General features: G+C 74.8%; 13 protein-coding genes. 9 read left to right on the forward strand and 4 right to left on the reverse strand.

Annotated elements, in window-relative coordinates:
- Positions 1–95: 95 nt before the first annotated feature.
- From BRM3_RS05350 to BRM3_RS05360, 3 genes are read left to right on the forward strand one after another with little or no spacing between them, the layout of a single operon-like run.
- Positions 96–1,754, forward strand: coding sequence for a DUF7937 domain-containing protein (locus BRM3_RS05350; protein ID WP_263595056.1), 1,659 nt, complete (start codon positions 96–98; stop codon positions 1,752–1,754).
- A 39-nt stretch (positions 1,755–1,793) separates the two neighbouring features.
- Positions 1,794–3,116, forward strand: coding sequence for a uracil-xanthine permease family protein (locus BRM3_RS05355; protein WP_263595057.1), 1,323 nt, complete (start codon positions 1,794–1,796; stop codon positions 3,114–3,116).
- A gap of 6 nt (positions 3,117–3,122) precedes the next feature.
- Positions 3,123–3,983, forward strand: a complete 861-nt coding sequence (locus BRM3_RS05360; protein ID WP_263595058.1) for a GNAT family N-acetyltransferase — start codon at positions 3,123–3,125, stop codon at positions 3,981–3,983.
- Here the strand turns inward: BRM3_RS05360 and pulA are convergent.
- The 3 genes from pulA to BRM3_RS05375 form a co-directional block, all read right to left on the reverse strand.
- Positions 3,955–7,905, reverse strand: coding sequence for a pullulanase-type alpha-1,6-glucosidase (gene pulA, locus BRM3_RS05365; protein ID WP_263595059.1), 3,951 nt, complete (start codon positions 7,903–7,905; stop codon positions 3,955–3,957). The genes BRM3_RS05360 and pulA overlap by 29 nt on opposite strands.
- Before the next feature lie 185 nt (positions 7,906–8,090).
- Complete coding sequence (locus BRM3_RS05370) at positions 8,091–10,892, reverse strand: FAD-binding and (Fe-S)-binding domain-containing protein (RefSeq protein WP_263595060.1); 2,802 nt, start codon at positions 10,890–10,892, stop codon at positions 8,091–8,093.
- Positions 10,893–10,914: 22 nt separating this feature from the next.
- On the reverse strand, positions 10,915–11,631 hold the full coding sequence (locus BRM3_RS05375) for a sulfite exporter TauE/SafE family protein (RefSeq protein WP_263595061.1): 717 nt from the start codon (positions 11,629–11,631) through the stop codon (positions 10,915–10,917).
- Between the two features lie 95 nt (positions 11,632–11,726).
- Here BRM3_RS05375 and BRM3_RS05380 point away from each other — a divergent pair, with 95 nt between their 5' ends.
- The gene (locus BRM3_RS05380; protein WP_263595062.1) at positions 11,727–12,557 is read left to right on the forward strand and encodes a DUF5926 family protein; all 831 of its coding nucleotides are present in this window, start codon (positions 11,727–11,729) and stop codon (positions 12,555–12,557) included.
- Positions 12,554–13,420, forward strand: a complete 867-nt coding sequence (locus BRM3_RS05385; RefSeq protein ID WP_263595063.1) for a glycosyltransferase — start codon at positions 12,554–12,556, stop codon at positions 13,418–13,420. The genes BRM3_RS05380 and BRM3_RS05385 overlap by 4 nt, the downstream gene beginning before the upstream one ends.
- 3 nt (positions 13,421–13,423) lie before the next feature.
- On the opposite strand, the gene BRM3_RS05390 is transcribed toward BRM3_RS05385, so the two are convergent.
- Entirely contained in the window at positions 13,424–15,421 is a 1,998-nt protein-coding gene (locus BRM3_RS05390) for a hypothetical protein (protein ID WP_263595064.1), read from the reverse strand.
- Between the two features lie 208 nt (positions 15,422–15,629).
- Here BRM3_RS05390 and BRM3_RS05395 point away from each other — a divergent pair, with 208 nt between their 5' ends.
- The 4 genes from BRM3_RS05395 to BRM3_RS05410 are packed head-to-tail and all read left to right on the forward strand — an operon-like array spanning position 15,630 to position 18,175.
- Positions 15,630–16,577, forward strand: a complete 948-nt coding sequence (locus BRM3_RS05395; RefSeq protein ID WP_263595065.1) for a hypothetical protein — start codon at positions 15,630–15,632, stop codon at positions 16,575–16,577.
- Positions 16,574–17,068, forward strand: a complete 495-nt coding sequence (locus BRM3_RS05400) for a GntR family transcriptional regulator (RefSeq protein WP_263595066.1) — start codon at positions 16,574–16,576, stop codon at positions 17,066–17,068. Before BRM3_RS05395 ends, BRM3_RS05400 begins: the two co-directional genes overlap by 4 nt.
- Positions 17,065–17,592 (forward strand): GNAT family N-acetyltransferase, encoded by a 528-nt coding sequence (locus BRM3_RS05405; protein WP_263595067.1) that lies wholly within the window; start codon positions 17,065–17,067, stop codon positions 17,590–17,592. The genes BRM3_RS05400 and BRM3_RS05405 overlap by 4 nt, the downstream gene beginning before the upstream one ends.
- Before the next feature lie 43 nt (positions 17,593–17,635).
- On the forward strand, positions 17,636–18,175 hold the full coding sequence (locus tag BRM3_RS05410; RefSeq protein WP_263595068.1) for a GNAT family N-acetyltransferase: 540 nt from the start codon (positions 17,636–17,638) through the stop codon (positions 18,173–18,175).
- Positions 18,176–18,236: the final 61 nt, after the last annotated feature.

Genomic DNA, 18,236 nt, shown 5'->3' on the forward strand with positions numbered 1-18,236 from the left:
GCGCGCGCGTGCGGCGCGCCCCCGCGATGCGCCCCGCCTCGCGCTCCTAGGATCGAGGGGGACCGACAGCGGGGAGCACAGGAGTGGGCAACGGCATGGCCGAGCGCGACGGACGACGTGACGACAGCGACTGGATCTTCGCCGGCGCCGATCCCGGGACCCTGCCCACCGAGCAGCTGCCGGGACGCGCCGAGTTCGAGAAGTACTCCTCGCCGCTCATCCCGACCGGGCAGATCCCCGTGGTCCCCGAGCCCGAGCCGGCGCGCGAGGCGAGCACGGCCGATCGCGACACCGACACCGACGCGATCGAGGAGGTCGCCGACGCGGACGAGAGCGCGCCGCTCGCCTCCACTTACGCCCGCTCGGGCACGACCCCCAACGCCGAGGACGCGCCGCAGCCCGCCGCCCTCGCGCTGCCCTCGCGCTTCGCCGCCCTCTCGTGGTGGGACGCGGTGCGCGACATCGTCGCGCTGCTGACCCTGTGCTCGGCCTACACCGTCCCCTTCACCCCGGGCGACATCGGCGGCTGGATCCTCGCCCCCCGCATCGCGATCGGGATCGCCGTCGCGACCCTCCTCGCGGTGCACCTGCTGCGCTGGATCCCGGCGCATCCCCACCTCGGCGCCCTCCAGCGGATCCGGCCGCTCGGCATGGCCCCGGCCGTGCTCGTGGCGGTCGGCACCATCGTCGTCGACGCCGTCACCTCGCTGCCCGTGCTGCTCGCCCCGCTGCCCGACGGACCGCCCGTGGGGGTCGGCGTCGGGGTGGCCCTGCTGCTGGTCGGCGGCATGCTCGGCGCCGAGCCGCGCGGCCACGAGGGCTTCGTGCCCGGCGAGTCCGCGCGCGCCCTCACCCGGCGCCTGCTGCTCGGCATCGCCGTGGCCGCCACCGTGTTCGCGGCGATCGCGCTCGTCATGATCATCGGGCGCGCGCTGACCACCGGCTGGGCCGGCTCCGCGCTCGTGCTCGGCGACACCGTCGTCGCGGTGCTCCTGCTCGGCCTCGTGATCGCCTCCGGGCTGCGCCGCGAGCGCTCCCGCTACGTGTTCTCGGTGGCCGCGGTCGCGGCCCTCGTGCTCGGCGCCATGGCCGACAACACGCTGCGCCTGCAGTACGCCCTGCCGCGCTCGATGGCCACGGGCTACGTGTACCTCCCCCTGCTGTTCGCGGCCTTCGCCGTCATGCTCTCGCGCTCGTTCGTGCGCTCGATGCCGCTGTCGTTCCGCCGCGCGGACTGGCTCGCCTGCGCGGTGCGCGCCCTCGAGTTCAGCGTGCTCATGCACGCGGGCGCCGTCGTGTGGAGCCTGCTGGCCGCGCTCGCCGCGACCGGCGGCGCGGGCCGCGGCGGCCCCGTGCTGCACCTCGTCGACGCGGTGCTCGCGGCGCTGTTCGCCCTCATGAGCTCGTTCGGGCGTCACGCCCTGCTCGAGCGCTCGCCCGACAGCGCCCGCTCCACCGCGGTCGTCGCCGCCGTGGTGATGGTCGTCGTCGGGTTCCTCGACGTGATCGTGAACTCGCTGGCCACGGGCGCCGGTGCAGGGCTCGTGACGGGCGGCGTCGCGCTCGTCATCGGCATCGCCGTGGCGCTCATGCTCACGGTGCCCGCCCCCGTGCGCGACGAGCACGGGGCGCCCGACCTCGCGCGCATGTTCGAGGACTTCCGCCATCGCGACGAGGCGGCGCCCTCGCTGCTCGCAGGCATGCCCGATCTCTCCGCCGACCGCGCCGCCAAGAAGTCCTTCCCCCGCCGCTGAGCGCGGCCCCCTCCGCCTCCTTCGAACGACAGGATCCCCATGTCCCTGCTCCCCTGGACCCTGCACGGAAACGGTCGCACCGTCGAGCCCGGTGCGATCGTGCGCCCCGAGGAGCGCCTGGCCTGGCCGCTCACCATCGGCATCGGCGCCCAGCACGTCGTGGCCATGTTCGGCGCGACCTTCCTGGTGCCGCTGCTGACCGGCTTCCCGCCGTCGACGACGCTCCTGTTCTCGGGCATCGGCACGATGCTGTTCCTGCTCATCACGCGCAACCGGGTGCCGAGCTACCTGGGCTCGTCCTTCGCGTTCATCGCGCCCATCACGGCCGCGACCGCCGCCGACTCCCCGCAGGCGGCCCTCGGCGGGGTGCTCGTGATCGGCGTGCTGATGGCACTGCTCGGACTGCTCGTCCAGGCCGTCGGCACGCGCTGGATCGGCCTGCTGATGCCGCCCGTGGTGATGGGCTCGATCGTCGCGCTGATCGGCTTCAACCTCGCCCCGACCGCGTACGGCAACTTCCAGAAGTCACCGGTCACGGCGGTCGTCACGCTTGCCGCGGTGGTCCTGTGCACGGCCCTGTTCAAGGGCATCCTGGGCCGCGTGTCCGTGCTGCTGGGCGTCGTGGTGGGCTACGTCGTCGCGGTCGCCCGGGGCGAGGTGGACTTCACCGAGTTCCACCACGCGCCGCTGTTCGGCCTGCCCGAGTTCACCCACCCGACCTTCGACCTGACGCTGCTGCCGATGTTCCTGCCCGTCATCGTCGTGCTGCTCGCCGAGAACGTCGGGCACGTGACGAGCGTGGGCCTGATGACGGGGCGCAACCTCGACCACATGGTGGGGCGCACCCTGTTCTCCGACGGGCTGGCGACCTCCGTCTCCGCGATCTTCGGCGGCTCGCCCACGACCACGTACGGCGAGAACATCGGGGTCATGAGCGCGACCCGCGTCTACTCGACCGCCGCCTACTGGGTCGCGGGCATCGTCGCGGTGCTGCTGTCGCTCTCGCCCAAGGTCGGCGCGCTCATCAACACCATCCCGCCGGGCGTGCTCGGCGGCGTCACCTTCGTGCTCTACGGGCTCATCGGGATCGTCGGCGTGCGCATGTGGGTCGACGGGCGCGTGGACTTCTCCCGCCCCAAGAACCAGATCACGGCGGGCGTGGCGCTCGTGGTCGGCATCGCCAACGTGACCTGGGTGTTCGACGGCATCACGCTGACCGGCATCGCGCTGGGCACGCTCGCGGCCCTCGCCGTCTACCACGTGATGGCGGGGCTCGGGCGGCTGACCGGCACCGACGAGCCGCAGCCGGCCCCCGAGGCGACGGCCCCCCGCGACGGCGCCACGGCCCGCGACGGTGTGTGAGGCGTCATGAGCAGGGACGGGGACGGGATCCTGGTCGCCGTCGCCGGTCCGGAGGACCGCGAGGCGTGGCGAGGCCTGCGCCTGCGCTCGCTGCGGGAGGACCCCCAGGCCTTCGCCACGACGTACGCCAAGGCGCTCGCGCGGGACAGCGACGAGCACTGGGCGCGCGCGATCGCCGCACCCGGGGCCTGCATCCTCGCGACCCCTGCGGGAGCGGACGCCCCGCTCGGCATGGCGCGCATCGTGCCGGGGGAGGCACCCGGCGCCCCGGCGTCGATCTTCTCGGTGTGGGTCGCGCCCGAGGCGCGCGGCACGGGGCTCGGCCGGGCCCTCGTCGAGCAGTGCATCGGCTGGGCGGAGGACCACCTGCCCGAGGCGCGGCTGCGCCTGGTCGTCGTCGAGACCGGCACGGCGGCGCGCCGGCTCTACGCACGCTGCGGGTTCGGGGTCGTGGGAGGGGCCGCCGGCCCGGACGAGATTGTCATGGAGCGCCGTACGGGCCGGGAGACGCCGGCGGTGCACCTGCCCACCGCCCTCGTGGCGCGCTACCGCGCCGTCGACCGCGAGCACGTCGGCTCCGCGCACCTCGACACCGCGGCCCACCTCGACGAGATCGAGGCCGACGCCCGCGTGCACGGCATCCGCACCCCGCTCGACCTCGCCGCCAACGAGGAGTTCGCGACCCTCGACGGCAACCACCGGATCGCCGTCGCCCAGCGGCTGGGCCTGCCCGAGGTCCCCGTGCACCTGACCCGGTGGCCGCGCACGCCGCGCCCGGCGCACGCGCGGCCCATGCACGAGGAGGACCTCGCGGTGCTCGAGGGGGCGCTGCGCGACGTCAGGAGTCGGCCTCCGACAGGTACGTGATCTGCTGCTCGTTGACGAGACGGTAGAGGAACGCGGCCATGGCGTCGCGGTTCATGGGCGTGCCGGGCCGGTAGGTGCCGTCGGGCCACCCGGTCGAGATGCCCTCGGACTTGAGCCACGCGATCTCGCGCGCGAACTGGCTGCCGGCGGGCACGTCGCGGAACGGCGCCGTCGTGGGCTGCGGGACCTCGGGCTCCCCGGCGTAGCGGTAGATGAACGCGGCCATGGCGTCACGGTCGATCGCCTGGGTGGGCCGGAAGGTGCCGTCCGACCAGCCGCGGGCGATGCCCTGCTGGTAGGCCCAGATGATCGCGTCGTAGTGCTCCATGCCCGGCTTCACGTCGCGGAACGGCTGGGTGCGCGGCGGCGTCACGGCAGGCGACCCGGCCAGGCGGTACAGGTACTCGGCCATCGCGTCGCGGCCCACCGGCGAGAGCGGGCGGAAGGTGCCGTCGGGGTAGCCCGTGCTGATGCCCTCGGCGCCCATCCACTCGATCTCGTCGAAGTACATCGTGCCGGGCGGCACGTCGGTGAAGCGCTGGGTCGGCTCGGCGCCCTGGGCCTTGACGAACACCGCGACGGTGCGGGCGGGCACGTGCGCCGTGCCCGTGGCCGCGTCCCACGACGCCGACTTCACGACCGCGTCCGACCCGTCCGCCTGAACGGGTGAGAGCACGTAGCCCTCGCCCGCCATGTCGTCGATCGCCTCGTCGATCGCCTCGTCGGAGACGTTGAAGACCGTGACGATGCCGTCCAGCTCGGGATCGGCGTCCTCGCCCACGGTGTCGTCGATCCGCATCACGAGCAGGCCGGGCGTCGCCTCGGGGCCCGCGTTGGGGAAGGTCACCTTCTGCTCGATGAGCGAGGCGTCGCCGAGCGTGAACAGGTTGGAGGACGAGCGCAGGCGCAGCAGGTCGAGCGTCTGGTCCGCCGAGGCGCCGATCGCCTCGGACCCCGGATGCAGCGCCTCGTCCTCGAGCATGGGACGCATGAGCGGCCACGCCTCCCCGTTCTTGCCCTCGGGCGGCAGACCGCGCCCGAAGCCGTTGTCGCTGCCCGTCCAGTCGATCGCGTTGACATGGTCGCCGGAGTCGTAGGAGTCGCGGTCGAGCGACTTCGAGCGCAGCAGATCGGTCCCGCCCGCCCAGAACGACGGGGACTGGCCCAGCGCCGTGGTCGCGAGCGAGAGGGTGTTCATGCGGACGCGGTCGTCCATGGACGTGTCCTGCGGCAGCTTCCACACGTTCATGTCGTAGAGCGTCTCGTTGTCGTGCGCGTCGACGTAGTTGACGGACTCCTCGGGGCGGCTCGCGTACCCGGCGGGCGCCCCGTTGTAGTCGACCTCGGCGCCCGTGACGACGGCCCCGGAGGCGTCGGTGAAGCGATAGTCCTTGAGGTTGCCTGCGAGCCCGAGGCGCACGAGGTCCGTGCGATGGCGCAGATCCGCGAGCTGGGTGTCGGCAGAGCCCTCGGCGTTGTCGTTGGGATCCGTGGAGAGCCCGTTGCCGAAGCCCTGATGGGTGCGCTTGTCGACGTCGAAGGGGCTGCCGCCGTGGACGCCGTCGCGCAGCCGGTCGTTGAACGCCCCGATCGAGGTGTCGTCGAGCTGGCCCTGCGTGGCCTGCGTGAAGCGTGCGTTGTCGGCGACCTCGCCGAAGTTCCAGCCCTCCCCGTACAGGTAGATCGACGAGCCGTCCACCCCGTCCTCGTCGAGCGTGAGGTCGTCGAGCGCCGAGCGGATCGCGAGCATGTTCTCGCGCGAGGAGTGGCCCATGAGGTCGAAGCGGAAGCCGTCGACGTGGTAGTCCTTGGCCCACATCACGGTCGAGTCGACCATGAGCTGCTCGGCCATCGCGTGCTCCGTCGCGATGTTCTGGCAGCAGGTCGAGGTCTCGACGGAGCCGGTCAGGCTGAGGCGCTGGTAGTAGCCGGGCACCACCTGGTCGAGCACCGAGGTCTTCTCCTGGCCCGAGGCGGCGGTGTGGTTGTAGACCTGGTCGAGCACGACCTGCAGGCCCATGTCGTGCAGGTCGCCGACCATGGAGCGGAACTCGGTCGTGCGCGGTCCGCCGGACTGGTGACCGGTGGTCGCGTAGCTTCCCTCGGGCGTCATGTAGTGGAAGGGGTCGTAGCCCCAGTTGTAGGCGTCCTGCGAGGCCACGGCAACGACGGCGGCCTGCTGCGCGGTCGAGGAGGGTCCTGCGTCGGCCGGGATCTGCGGGGTCTTCTGGAGGTCGCGGTCCTCCTCGATCGAGGCGATGTCGAAGGTCGGCAGCAGGTGCACGGTGGTCATGCCCGCCTCGGCGAGCTCCCGCAGCCGCGTGGTGCCGTCGGAGCCGGCCTCCCCGAACGCGGCGTAGGTGCCGCGCTCCGCGGCGGGGACCGTGGTGTCGCCCACCGAGAAGTCCCGGACGTGCATCTCGTAGATCGTCTGGTCGGCGAACTGCGCGACGGTCGGCGCGGACGTGTCCGTCCAGACGTCCGGCGCCCAGCGCGGGTCGTCGAGGTCGAGGAGCACGGAGCGCTCCGAGTCGAGCGTGAGCCCCACCGAGTACGGATCCGTCACGAGGTTGTGGTGCAGCGCGTCGAGGGAGGGGACGTACACCTCGACGTCGTAGAGGTACGAGCGGTCCTCCCAGGAGGCGTCGCCGGTCACGGTCCAGGTGCCGTCGTCCTGGCGCGTCATGGGCACGGACTCGGGGTTCGCGCCGTCGGCGTCGAACAGCTGCAGGGACACCGAGACGGCGGTCGGCGCCCACAGCGTGAGCGTCGGCACCCCGTCGGCGAAGCGGAGCCCGAGGTCGCCGCCCCGGCGTGCCGCATCGGCGTAGAGGTCGTCGAGCACCCCGGGGATCTGGAGCCCCGTGAACACCTGCACGGCGCCGTCGGCGTCGCGCTGGACGACGGCCAGCTGTCCCGTGAGGGCCTCGCCGAGCGTCTCGCGGTCGACCCCGCTCAAGGTGAGGGCGGTGAAGCCCGTCAGATGCCCCCGGTTCTCGAGCTGCTCGGCCGTCAGCCCCGCCGCGTCGCGCGCGAGCTCGCCCAGCCGGGCCCCGCCCGTGACCGTCCCGTCGGCCACCGTGAGGCCGCCGGTCGGGGAGGACCACAGCTCCCAGCTCGCCCCGGCGGTCACCCGATCGGTCGGCCACGCGATCGTGGTCGCGTCGAGGAGGTGCCCGAGCTGCTGGCCGGTCCCGTCCACGGGCGGGTCGGCGACGACGATCTCGAGCACGTGGGTGGACAGCGTGTAGCGGAAGGTGACGTCCTTGCCGGCCTGCGTCGCGAACGTGTAGTTCGCGCCGCCGACCTCGCCGTTCATGCCGTAGTTCTCGTCCCACGAGCGACCGTGCGCGACCTTGACCTCGTGGCTCCCCGCCGGGATCGCGGTCGTGGAGAAGGTGAACACGCCGTCGCCGTCGAGGTCCTGCATCCACGTGCTCATGCAGTCGGGCGCCCAGTCGGACGGGCAGCCGAGCTCCTGGTCGAAGGAGCCGGGCAGCGTGATCACGGGGGCGGTCGCGGTGTCGGTCAGGTAGTGCGTCGCGGGGTCGTACCAGAAGGTGATCGGACCGTCGGCGTGCGTGGTCGTGAGGTTCTCCCCGCCGGGGACCCCGCCCTGGCCGTAGCTCTCGTCCCACGAGCCGCCGACCGCGAGCTTGTACTGGTACTCGCCCGCCGGCAGGTCGTAGGTCGCGGAGTACAGGCCGGAGGCGTCGTCGAGGCTCAGCGCCGTGTCGGCGCAGTCCGGCTGCCAGTCGCCCGGGCATCCCAGCGCCGACTGCAGGTCGCCCGCGACGACGACCTCGGCGGGGTCCTCGGCGAGAGCGGCCGGGGCGGCGCCGAGCTGCCCGGCGAGGACCACGGCGAGGCTGCCGCCGATCGCGGCGGCACGGCGGGCGAGGGGGAGCAGCGGGGAGGGCATGCGGGACTCCTGTGTCCGGGCGGGGCGCGCTCGCCGGTCGCACGGCGACACGGCGGGGCGGGGAGGGTGAGGCGGGGGGAGGGCGGGACGGGCGGCGATGCCCGGTCCGTCGAGAGTACGTGCGGCCCGGACTGTCTGCAAGAGAACTGAAAGGACTGCAAGAACTTGCGGCGGGCACCCGTCTCTCAGCCGGTGGTCGCGGCCAGCAGCTCGAGCACGTGGCGGTACGGGCGTCCGGTCGCGGCGGCCATGCCCAGCTCGCACGTCCGGTTGGCGCTCACGTACCACGCCGTGGCCCGCGCGCCGACCTCGGTGGCCTCGAGCCGCGTGGCGGCGGCCGTCAGCTCGGGATGCAGCATCCCGCGGTCGCCCGCATAGCCGCAGCAGCCCCAGTCGGTCGGCACGACGACCTCGTGCGCGCAGGCGGCGGCCACGGCGACGAGATCGTCCGTCGTGCCCAGATGGGTCGTCGAGCACGTCGGGTGCACGGTCACCGCGGACACGGGGGAGGTCACGGCCAGGCGGGGCAGGAGCACTCGACGCGCGAAGGTGACGGCGTCGATCACCTCGACGTCCGCGCCGGCCATCGCATGCCGCACGCCCTCGGTGCACGATGCGGCGTCGACGACCACGGGGACTCCGCCGTGGCGCGCGCTCGCCGCGCCGAGGACCGTCCGCACACGGCGGTGCATGTCCTCCTTGGCCGACGTCATCCCCTTGGACGAGAACGGCGTCGCGCAGCACAGCGTGCACGCCTCGTCGGGCACGACGAGCCGCACGCCCGCCCGCTGGGCGAGCACCGTGAGCGCCTCCCCGACGCTCTCGGCCCCCTCCGGCGCGCCGTCGGGACCGAACATCGTGTGCATGCACGAGGGCAGGTGGACTGCGACGGTCGGGGCGCCCGTCAGTCCGCGGCCCCCGCCCTGGCGACGCCGCCCTCCGTGGCGCGGCAGCTCGGGACGGTAGGAGGGCACCCGGTCGGTGCCGGCCACGGCGCGGGCCGCGGCCGTCGCCGCGCGGGGAAGCGCGGAGGGCAGCGCCCCCGCGACGGTGAGGGCCGCCGAGGCGCCCCGCGTCGCCACGTCCCAGTGCGCGGCCGCGGCGCCCCAGGCGGCGCCCTCGACCGGGCCCGCCTCCTCGGCGCGCAGACGCCGCACGAGGTCGCCCGTGTTGATGCCGACCGGGCACGTGGTCACGCACATGCCGTCGACGGCGCACGTGGCCAGCCCCTCGTAGTCGTACGCCGCGGTGATCGCGGCGGCCGTCTCCCGATCGCCCCGCGCACGGGCGAGCGCGAGGTCCCGGCGCAGCACGATCCGCTGGCGCGGGGTGAGGGTCAGGTCGCGGCTGGGGCACACGGGCTCGCAGTAGCCGCACTCGACGCAGCGGTCGGCCTCCTCCTCGATCGGCACGACGGGCTTGAGGTCGCGGGTGTGGGCGGAGGCGTCGTCGGTGAGCAGGACCCCGGGGTTGAGGATCCCGGCGGGGTCCACCAGGCGCTTGATCTCGCGCATCACCGCGTACAGCTCAGGCCCGTACTGCCGCTCGACGAACGGCGCCATGACGCGGCCGGTGCCGTGCTCGGCCTTGAGGTTGCCGCCCTGGCCCAGCACGAGGTCGACCATGTCGTGCGTGAACGCCTCGTAGCGGTCCTGTCCCTCGCCCAGCTTCTCGTTGAGCAGGAAGTGGATGTTGCCGTCCTTGGCGTGCCCGAACACGACGGGGTCCTCGTAGCCGTGGCGCGCGAAGAGCCCCTGCAGCCCCGTGCAGGTCGCATCGAGCGCGCCGACGGGCACCACGACGTCCTCGAGCAGCGCGATCGCGCCCGCCGGCCGTGCTCCCGCGACGGCGGCGTACAGCCCGTTGCGCGTGGTCCACAGCGCCGCGCGACGCTCGGCGTCCTCGGTCATCGCGAGCGGCGCCGCGAGGTCGAGGGCGCGGGCGAGGCGGTCGGCGCGGTCGACGGCCTCCACGAGCGCCTCGTCGGTGTCGGCGCGCTGCTCGACCAGGAGCGCCGCGTGGTCCTGGACGTCCAGGCCGGCGATCTCCCGCGGGACCCGCGCGAGGCGCTGGGCCACGCGCAGGGAGCGCGCGTCCATCAGCTCGACAGTCGCGAAGCCCGCCTCGACGACGCCGGGCAGGGCGCTCGTGGCGGCGTGGAGCGAGTCGAAGGCGAGCAGGCCGGTCGCCATGCGACGGGGGATCGGCACCGTGCGGAAGACCGCCGCGGCGACGAAGGCGAGCGTGCCCTCGGACCCGACCACGAGATGGGCGAGCACGTCGGCGACGTCCTCGAAGTCGAGCAGCGCGTTGACGCCGTAGCCCATCGTGTTCTTGAGCGCGAAGCGCTCCCGGATCACGCGGGTCGCCTCGGCGTCCGCGCGCACGCGCGCCATCAGCCGGGCCAGGCCCGCGTGCAGGGCGGGCTCGTCGTGGCGCAGGCGGGCGTCCGCGTCGGGGAGGGCGGTGTCCACGACCGTGCCGGAGGGCAGCACGAAGCGCAGCGACTCGAGGGTGCGGTAGGAGTTCTCGGTGGTGCCCGCCGCCATGCCCGAGGAGTTGTTCGCGATCACCCCGCCGATCGTGCACGCCGTCGCCGAGGCGGGGTCCGGGCCGAGCCGGCGCCCGTGGCAGAGCAGGTGGGCGTTGACCCGGCCGAGCGTCGCGCCGGGACCCACCCGGACGCGCCGGCCGTCATCGAGCACCTCGATCCCGGCGAAGTGGCGCCGCACGTCGGCGAGCACCGAGTCCGACTGCGCCTGCCCGGACAGGCTCGAGCCGCCCGAGCGGAACGTGAGCGCGCGCCGCGAGGAGGCGGCCTCGCGCAGCAGGGCCACGACCTCGGTCTCCGAGGCGGGGGTCGTGACGGCCTCGGGGATCAGCAGGTAGTGGGAGGCGTCGTGCGCGAGCGCGTGGCGCCGCGCGAGCGAGGTGTCGAGCAGGGGGCGGTGGGGCGCCGTCGGCGATGACGGCAGGGGGCGAGCCATGGACCCACGCTAGACCTCGGCCTCAGCCCTCGCTCGACTCCCGCAGCATCAGGAGCGACTCGAGCCACGGGTGATGGGCCGAAGCGAGGGCGTAGGCGCCGTCGGCGATCACGGCGAGGCCCGCCACGGCCAGGATCGCCGCGAACACGAGCAGCAGCCCGCGGCGACGGGGGCCGAAGAACGCGCCGAGCCGGGCCAGGACCCGTTCGTGGGCGCCGAACAGGGAGGCGACGGTGACCGTCGCGAGCGGGAGCTGGTAGATGACGTTCCACGCCACCAGCAGCACGATCTCCTCGAGCACGCTCGGCACCTGCATCGCCATGCCGACGGCGACCGTGAAGGTCGGGTCCGCGAACGTCGTGAGGCTCAGCAGCAGCCCGCCCGTCGCGAGCGAGCCCACCTGGTCGCGCAGGTTGCGCTGGCGCGGCTGCGGGACGCGCTCGGCGTTGCGGCGCTGGAACACGGCGAAGCCGATCAGGGCGGTGCCGACGACGAGCTGGATCACGGCCAGCCAGGTCTCCGAGCCCAGCACGGGGGCCAGCCAGCCGCCGACGATGCGCAGCAGCGGCTTGAGCAGGAGCGTCACGACGATCACCGAGACGGCGTAGGCGCCCACGAAGGCGAGCAGGTGCAGGGGGCGCATGCCCCGGGCGAGGAAGGTCGCGGCGATGACACCGCCGAGGATGTCCATCGTCACCACGGCCATGCCGAAGAAGGCCAGCAGGCCGAGGGCGGTCATGGCGCCGACCCTACCGGCCGCCCTCCGGACCGCCCCAGGGGGATGTCCCCCCACTGATCCCGGGGGGCGGCGCCACCGCTGGCTAGACTGCCGCCATGCCCTCGACGACGCACGACGCACTGGTCCGCCGCCCGTTCGAGGGGATCGCCGCCGAGCGCGACCTCGTCGCGATGCGCCAGCTGATCCCCGCCGCGACCATGGCCGCCTCCACGACCGCCGAGCACGGCTCGGTGCCCGTCACGATCGCGACGGTGCTGCCGATGGCGTGGCCCGCGGTGCGCCGCAGCGACGGCGGCATCGTCCTCGGGCTGCAGGCCTCGGTGCCCGGCGGCGACCTCTCGCGCGCCTTCGGGCAGGCCGTCGCCCAGGCGCTCGCCGCCGCCCCCGGCACCCCGATCGCCCAGCTCGACCTCACCGCGGACTCCCCGCGCCTCCAGGACCTGCTCGACCTGGACGGCGACTTCCCGCTCACCGTGCACGACACCTTCGACTTCTGGATCGATCCCGGGGCCGAGCGCACCGCCGAGGTGACGCAGGCGCTGCAGACGGCCAACGAGTCGATCATGCCGACCGTCGCGATCGAGGCCCTCCCGCACGCCTTCTGGGTCGACGCGGGCGCCAAGGAGCACGTGCGCTGGGTGCTCGACGCCGACGAGGACGCCGTGATCGACGCGGTCTCCCGTCTCCACGCGCGGCGCGCGTCGGGTCTCGGCGACGGCACCCGCTACGTCGGCTCGTTCCGCGCCGAGGGCATGACGGTGCCGGTCTGGGACCTGCCCCACGGCTTCGGCGCCGAGGGCGTCGAGCGCGAGGCGCCCGCCCTGCGCGAGCGGTTCGAGGCCGCTCTCGCCGAGACCGCGCCGCTCACCGCTCTCGAGCGCCGCGCGCGCGGCGGCATCGTCGCCCGCCAGGTGACCCTGCGATGACGACCGCGGCGGGGCGCGTCCAGGACCTGACGGATCGGTCCCGGCCCACGCACGTCGCCGTCGTGATCCCCGCCAAGGACGAGGCCGCACGGATCGAGGCGACCGTGCGCGCCGTGCGCGCGATCCCGCTCGTCGACCTCGTGGTGGTCGTCGACGACGGCTCGAGCGACGCGACCGCCGCGATCGCCAAGGGCGCGGGCGCCGCCGTCGTGCGCCACCGCAGCAACCGCGGCAAGGCCGCCGCGATGGTCACGGGCGCCCAGGTGGTCGCGATGCGCGAGGACACCGAGCGCGCCGACGGCGGCGAGGCCTTCGTCGAGGAGCTGCACGCCGAGCCGCGCGTCGAGGGGCACACCGGCCCCCTGCCCGTGATCGGGGCGGCCGAGGCGCCGCCGCGCGCCCTGCTGTTCCTCGACGGCGACATGGAGGACTCCGCGGTCGAGGCCGCGCCCCTCGTCGACGCGGTCCTGGCCGACGGCGTCGACATGGCCATCGCCCTGCTGCCCGCCCAGGCCGGCGCGGCGGGCCTGGGCACCGTCGTGCGCACGGCCCGGCGCGGCATCGAGCGGGCGACCGGCTGGTCCCCGCGCCAGCCGCTGTCCGGCACGCGCTGCGTGACGCGCGAGCTGTGGGAGGCGTGCCAGCCGCTCGCCCCCGGCTGGGGCGTCGAGACGTCGCTCACGATCGACGCGCTGACCGGCGGGTTCTGGGTCAAGGAGATCCCGTGCGAGCTCCACCATCGTGCGACCGGCAGGGACGTGCGCAGCCAGCTGCACCGGGCCGCCCAGCTGCGTGACGTGCTGCGGGCCCTCGCGCGACGCCGGCACGTGCGCCCGCCGCACGTGCCCGACGACGAGGCCTGAGCCTCAGCGGGCCTCGACGGCGCGCGGGTCCGGCCACATGGGGATCAGCAGCGCGAGGGTCACGCCGAGCACGGCCGCCACGAGCACGGGGCCGGTGTCGTTGACGGCGTCGCCCAGCCAGGCGCCGATCGCGAGCGCGATCCGCACGGCATAGGCCTCCGGATGCGCCGCGTCGAACGCGGCGAGGCGCCCCAGGCGTGCGCGTCGCGGCATGAGCATCGCGACCGTGAGCACGAGCGCGATCACCATGAGCACGGCGAGCGGCCAGATCCCGAGCACCATGTCGATGTTCTGGGCGAGCTTGCGGACCACCACCGAGACCAGCTCGCCCGACAGCAGGTCGTCGATGAAACGGCCCAGGTGGGTGCGCTGCTCCGGCGGGCGCAGCCAGTCCAGGAACGACACCGCCATGACCGCGGCCACGCCGCCGACCCCGAGCACGAGCACGTGCCACACGCGCACCCGGATCCCCGAGACGGCCAGGGCGAGGATGCCGAAGGTCGGCACCGTGACCAGCATCGAGCCGAAGTCGGCGCCCATCGACGGGGCGACGCACACGCCCGCGACCGCGAGGCCCACGAGCACCGCGGCGAGCACCCGCGCCCGTCGCGAGGACAGCCGCGAGAACAGCGCCAGCAGCGCGAGCAGCGCCCCCGCGAGGACCATGCCGAACAGATGGTTGGACAGGCCGTAGTAGCGGCCGCCCGAGATCGCCTGCGCGCCGAGCGGGGAGCCGAGCTGCAGGCGCGAGCCCGTCGCGGACTCGAGCAGGATGATGCCCGCGACGAGGGCGCCGGCCACCCCGGGCGGCCCCAGGCGCGTGCGGCGCCACGGCCCCGCGAGCACGATCACGGCCAGCAGGATCGAGCCGGCCCAGACCACGCCGGTCAGCGCGAGCACGGGATGCGAGGTCCGCCACCACGGCACGAGCGCCGCGCACAGCCCGGCGGGCAGGCACAGCGGCGCGATCGTGAGGGCCGCGCGGGCCACGGCGGCCAGGCGGCGGCGCCGCGCGAGCGGCGGCACGAGCAGCACGACGAGCCCCGCGACACCGGGCAGCACCCAGGTGCCGAGCGCCGGCACCGTCGCACGGTCCACGAGCCCCGCGGCCTGCGTGCGGTCGAGGGCGAGAAGCTGGGGGTGCTCGACCTCCTGGCCCTGCAGCGGCTGGCCCGGCAGGGTCGCGGGCACCGGCACGTCGTGGCCGGCCAGGACGGTCGGCAGCAGGTCGGTGAGCACGACGACGCCGCTCTGGTGGGTGGCTCCGCTCGTGAGGGCGGTGCCCGGCAGGCCGGAGTCCATGACCACCTGCAGCTGGGCGCTCCCGGGCGGTGCGGAGGCGATCGCGGACGTCGCCGGCACGTCGACCGCTCCGACCGAGGCGAGCAGGGTGCGGGGGAGGGAGGCGGCGTCGCAGCCGCCCTCGGCCTCGAGCACCCGGCCGACCTCGGCGTCGAGCTCGGCGAGCCCGGCCGCACGGTCGGCCGCGTCGCCGCGCGGCACCGAGGGCAGCTCGACGACGAGCAGTCCGGCGTCCGCAGGAGCTCCGGCGAGCCCGGCGGCGCCGTCGACCGTCACCGCGCCCCCCGGGACGCGGGACAGGAGGTCGACGGGCGGGTCGGGGATGCCGGCCGAGCGCTTGGCCTCGGCGGCGAGCCCGCGATAGCCGGTGTGCAGGCTCTCGAAGCCCTGGGCGCGCGTGGACAGCGGTGTCGTCGAGCTCGTGTTCATGGCGGCCACGCCCGAGCGGTCCGCGAGGCACTGGAGGTGCGGCGTGGCCGAGGCGTCCACGTCCTCCCAGGTGAGGCCCGACGTGACGAGCACGAGGCGCACGGGGCCGGGCGGCGTGTCCTCGGCGTGCGCCGCCCCGGCCGGCAGCAGCACGGCCGCGGCGGTCAGCAGGGCGAGCAGGGCGGCGCGGAGCATCCGGAGCGGCGCGGGGGCGGTGGGCGCGATGTGCGGACGACCCGGGCGACGGAGGGGGGCGGGGGCGGCAGGCACGCCCCCGATCGTACGAGGTGCGGTCGGAGAGCTCCCACCGCGCACGGGATCTCCACGAGGCGCCCTCACGGCCGCTCCTGCGTGACCTGCGGCCCGTCCTCCGGGGGACAGACTTGAACCAATACCTTGACACAAGGGCGCGTCACCGCCACTCTTGTGTCATCGAGGCGACACAAAGAGGTCGCGTCATGACGACGGGAGAGCGGCCATGAGCGGCATCTTTGCCATCGGGGCGATGGTGGTGGGCGTGCTGATCCCGGTCGGGGTCGTGGTCATGCTCGGCTACGCCTCCCTGCGCGGCGGTGAGACGACGGGCCTGCACCGCGGGGCGCTCCTGGCGCGCTGGGGAGGGTTCCTGCTCGCCGCGGGTGTGCTCGTGCTCGGCCTCGTGCTCGCGCAGAGCCCCTTCCTGCTCATCGAACGGCTGCGTCTCGGGGCGCTCGCCGGCGCGGTCCCGCTGCTCGCGGCCGTCGTCCTGGTCATCGCGATCGCGTGCGGCGAGCTCACCCTGCCCGCCGTGCGCGGGACGCGGCGGGTGGGGCTGCTGACGCCGCGCGGCGTGCGCACGACCCTGCCCCGCGTGCCGCTCGTGTGCGCGATCGCCGGTGTCGTGCTGCTCGTCGGTCTCACGGTCCTGACCGCCGCCGTCGCCTCCCCCGACGAGCAGGGACATGCCGGGCGACGGCTGTCGTCGCTCATGGCCGGCGGCGACGCCTCGACGGGGGCCTTCCCCGGCCAGTGGTACACCGTCCCGATGTGGGCGGCCCTCGGCCTCCTGCTGCTGTGCGCGGCCGTGGCGGTGGCCACGGTCGTGCTCCGCCGTCCGAGCGACGACCCGCAGGACCTGCTGCTGCGGCGCCGCTCCGCGGTCTCCCTGCTGGGGGCGGTGTGCGCGGGCGCGGGCGCCACCGCCGTGCCCGTCGCGCTGCTCGCCTTGCGCGGCTTCTCGCTGTTCTGGGGCACGGACTTCGCCTCATGGCGCCTCGCCCGCTGGGGCACCGGCCTCTCGGCCGGGGCGGCCCTCCTCGAGACCGTGCTGCTCGTCGCCGGGCTCGCGATGGTGTGCCTGCCCGGGCTGTTCGCCCGGGGCACGGCGCGCCCGGCCGTCCGGCGCCCCGCGACGAGGCTGGCCGCGGCCCCGGGGGTCGCGCGATGAGCCAGGTGATCGTCGATCTCGCGGATCCGACGCCGCCGTACGAGCAGATCCGGCGGGCCGTGCTCGACCAGGTGCGCGCGGGCCGCCTCCGTCCCGGCGACCGCCTCCCCACGATCCGCTCCCTCGCCCGTGACCTGGGCCTGGCCCCGGGCACGGTGGGGCGCGCGTACAAGGAGCTCGAGGAGGCCGACGTGCTCGTGACGGGGCGCGGTGCCGGGACCAGGATCGCCGACCCCGTGCCCGCGGCCGTGCTCGCGGCCACGGCCGCGGACCCGGCCGGGAGCGCCCGGGTCGCCCCGCTCGCGCACCCGTCCGCCGGACCCGCCGGCGCCGGCGTTCGTCCGGACGAGGCGGCGATCCCCGTCGCGCCCGAGCTGCACGGGCTCATGACCGACGCGGTCGACGCGGCGCGCAGCGACGGGTACGGCGACCCCGAGATCCTCGAGGCGGTGCGCCAGGTGCTCGCCGGGTCCCGGGCCCGCCTCGCATGACGGGCGCCGCCGCGGCGGACGGGAGCGGGGCGATCCGGCTCGTGCCGCTCGGTCGCGCCCATGTGCCGGCCGTGCTCGCCGGGCAGGACGAGGCGCTCGTCCGCGAGGTGTTCGGCCGCCGCTGGGACGAGGCGTCGCTCGAGGCGTTCTGCGCCCGCGCGGCACGCTGGCGCCCGGACGGCCCGATCCGGGAGCTCGTGGCCCTGGACCCTCGCGGCGTCGTGGTCGGCGGAGGGGGCGTGCACCTGCTGGGGGCGGGGCTCGAGCGGGGCCAGGCCGACCTCACGTACTGGGTGCTCGCCCCGCACCGCGGGCACGGCCTCGGGCAGGCGATCGCCGCCCAGCTCCTCGCGCTCGTGCGGAGCGAGGCCCGCGTGACGGAGGTCGTCGTGCGCATCGATCCCGCCAACCCCGCCTCGGCGGCGGTCGCGCGCCGTCTCGGCGCCGTGCCCACCGGACGCCTCGAGCGCCACCCCGCCGACGCCGACCGCCGGGTCGAGCGCTGGAGCCTCGCGCTGGGCTGAGGCCAGGGACGGGGCCGGGGCTGGGGCGTGCGATGCTGGGCCGATGCTCCGCCTCCTCACCCCCGATCCCGCCCGTCACGACGACTGGGCCGCCCTGGTCACCGCCTTCGACGGCGGCGCCATGGACGGCTCCGGCTACGTCGAGGGCGAGCGGCCCGACACGTCCGCGGACGCCTTCGCCGCCCATCTCGACCACCGTCTCGGCGAGGAGGACCCCGACCGGGAGCCGGCGCCCGGCCGTGTGCACGGCTCCTACCGCTGGATCGAGGAGGACGGGCGCCTCGTCGGCTTCATCGCCCTGCGCCACGCCCTCAACCGCTTCCTCTTCGACCAGGGCGGCCACATCGGCTACTCCGTCGCCCCCGCGGCTCGACGGCGCGGCGTCGCGACCGGGGCGCTGCGCCTCATGGTGGACGAGGCCCGCGCGCGCGGCCTCGACCCGGTGCTCGTCACGTGCGTCGAGGACAACGTCGGCTCGCGCCGGACCATCGAGCGCTGCGGCGGCGCCTACGACGGCTCCGTCGCCGGCATGCGGCGCTACTGGATCGGCACAGGGGAGCGCCCCGTGCGCCCCGCCGTCTGAGGACCGCGCCGCGCCGCCCACCCCGGGCCCGGCTGAACGCCCCCGCCCCCACGGCGCCGCC

It is taken from the genome of Brachybacterium huguangmaarense, from assembly GCF_025725725.1.
GTDB classification, from domain to species: Bacteria; Actinomycetota; Actinomycetes; order Actinomycetales; family Dermabacteraceae; genus Brachybacterium; species Brachybacterium huguangmaarense.

Excerpts from the sequence above, each read along its gene's own strand:
- BRM3_RS05405 (WP_263595067.1), top strand. The coding sequence starts at position 17,065 with ATGACGGGCGCCGCCGCGGCGGACGGGAGCGGGGCGATCCGGCTCGTG.
- BRM3_RS05360 (WP_263595058.1), top strand. The coding sequence starts at position 3,123 with ATGAGCAGGGACGGGGACGGGATCCTGGTCGCCGTCGCCGGTCCGGAG.
- BRM3_RS05395 (WP_263595065.1), top strand. The coding sequence starts at position 15,630 with ATGAGCGGCATCTTTGCCATCGGGGCGATGGTGGTGGGCGTGCTGATC.
- BRM3_RS05355 (WP_263595057.1), top strand. The coding sequence starts at position 1,794 with ATGTCCCTGCTCCCCTGGACCCTGCACGGAAACGGTCGCACCGTCGAG.
- BRM3_RS05380 (WP_263595062.1), top strand. The coding sequence starts at position 11,727 with ATGCCCTCGACGACGCACGACGCACTGGTCCGCCGCCCGTTCGAGGGG.
- BRM3_RS05350 (WP_263595056.1), top strand. The coding sequence starts at position 96 with ATGGCCGAGCGCGACGGACGACGTGACGACAGCGACTGGATCTTCGCC.
- BRM3_RS05370 (WP_263595060.1), bottom strand. The coding sequence starts at position 10,892 with ATGGCTCGCCCCCTGCCGTCATCGCCGACGGCGCCCCACCGCCCCCTG.
- pulA (WP_263595059.1), bottom strand. The coding sequence starts at position 7,905 with ATGCCCTCCCCGCTGCTCCCCCTCGCCCGCCGTGCCGCCGCGATCGGC.
- BRM3_RS05400 (WP_263595066.1), top strand. The coding sequence starts at position 16,574 with ATGAGCCAGGTGATCGTCGATCTCGCGGATCCGACGCCGCCGTACGAG.
- BRM3_RS05385 (WP_263595063.1), top strand. The coding sequence starts at position 12,554 with ATGACGACCGCGGCGGGGCGCGTCCAGGACCTGACGGATCGGTCCCGG.
- BRM3_RS05375 (WP_263595061.1), bottom strand. The coding sequence starts at position 11,631 with ATGACCGCCCTCGGCCTGCTGGCCTTCTTCGGCATGGCCGTGGTGACG.
- BRM3_RS05410 (WP_263595068.1), top strand. The coding sequence starts at position 17,636 with ATGCTCCGCCTCCTCACCCCCGATCCCGCCCGTCACGACGACTGGGCC.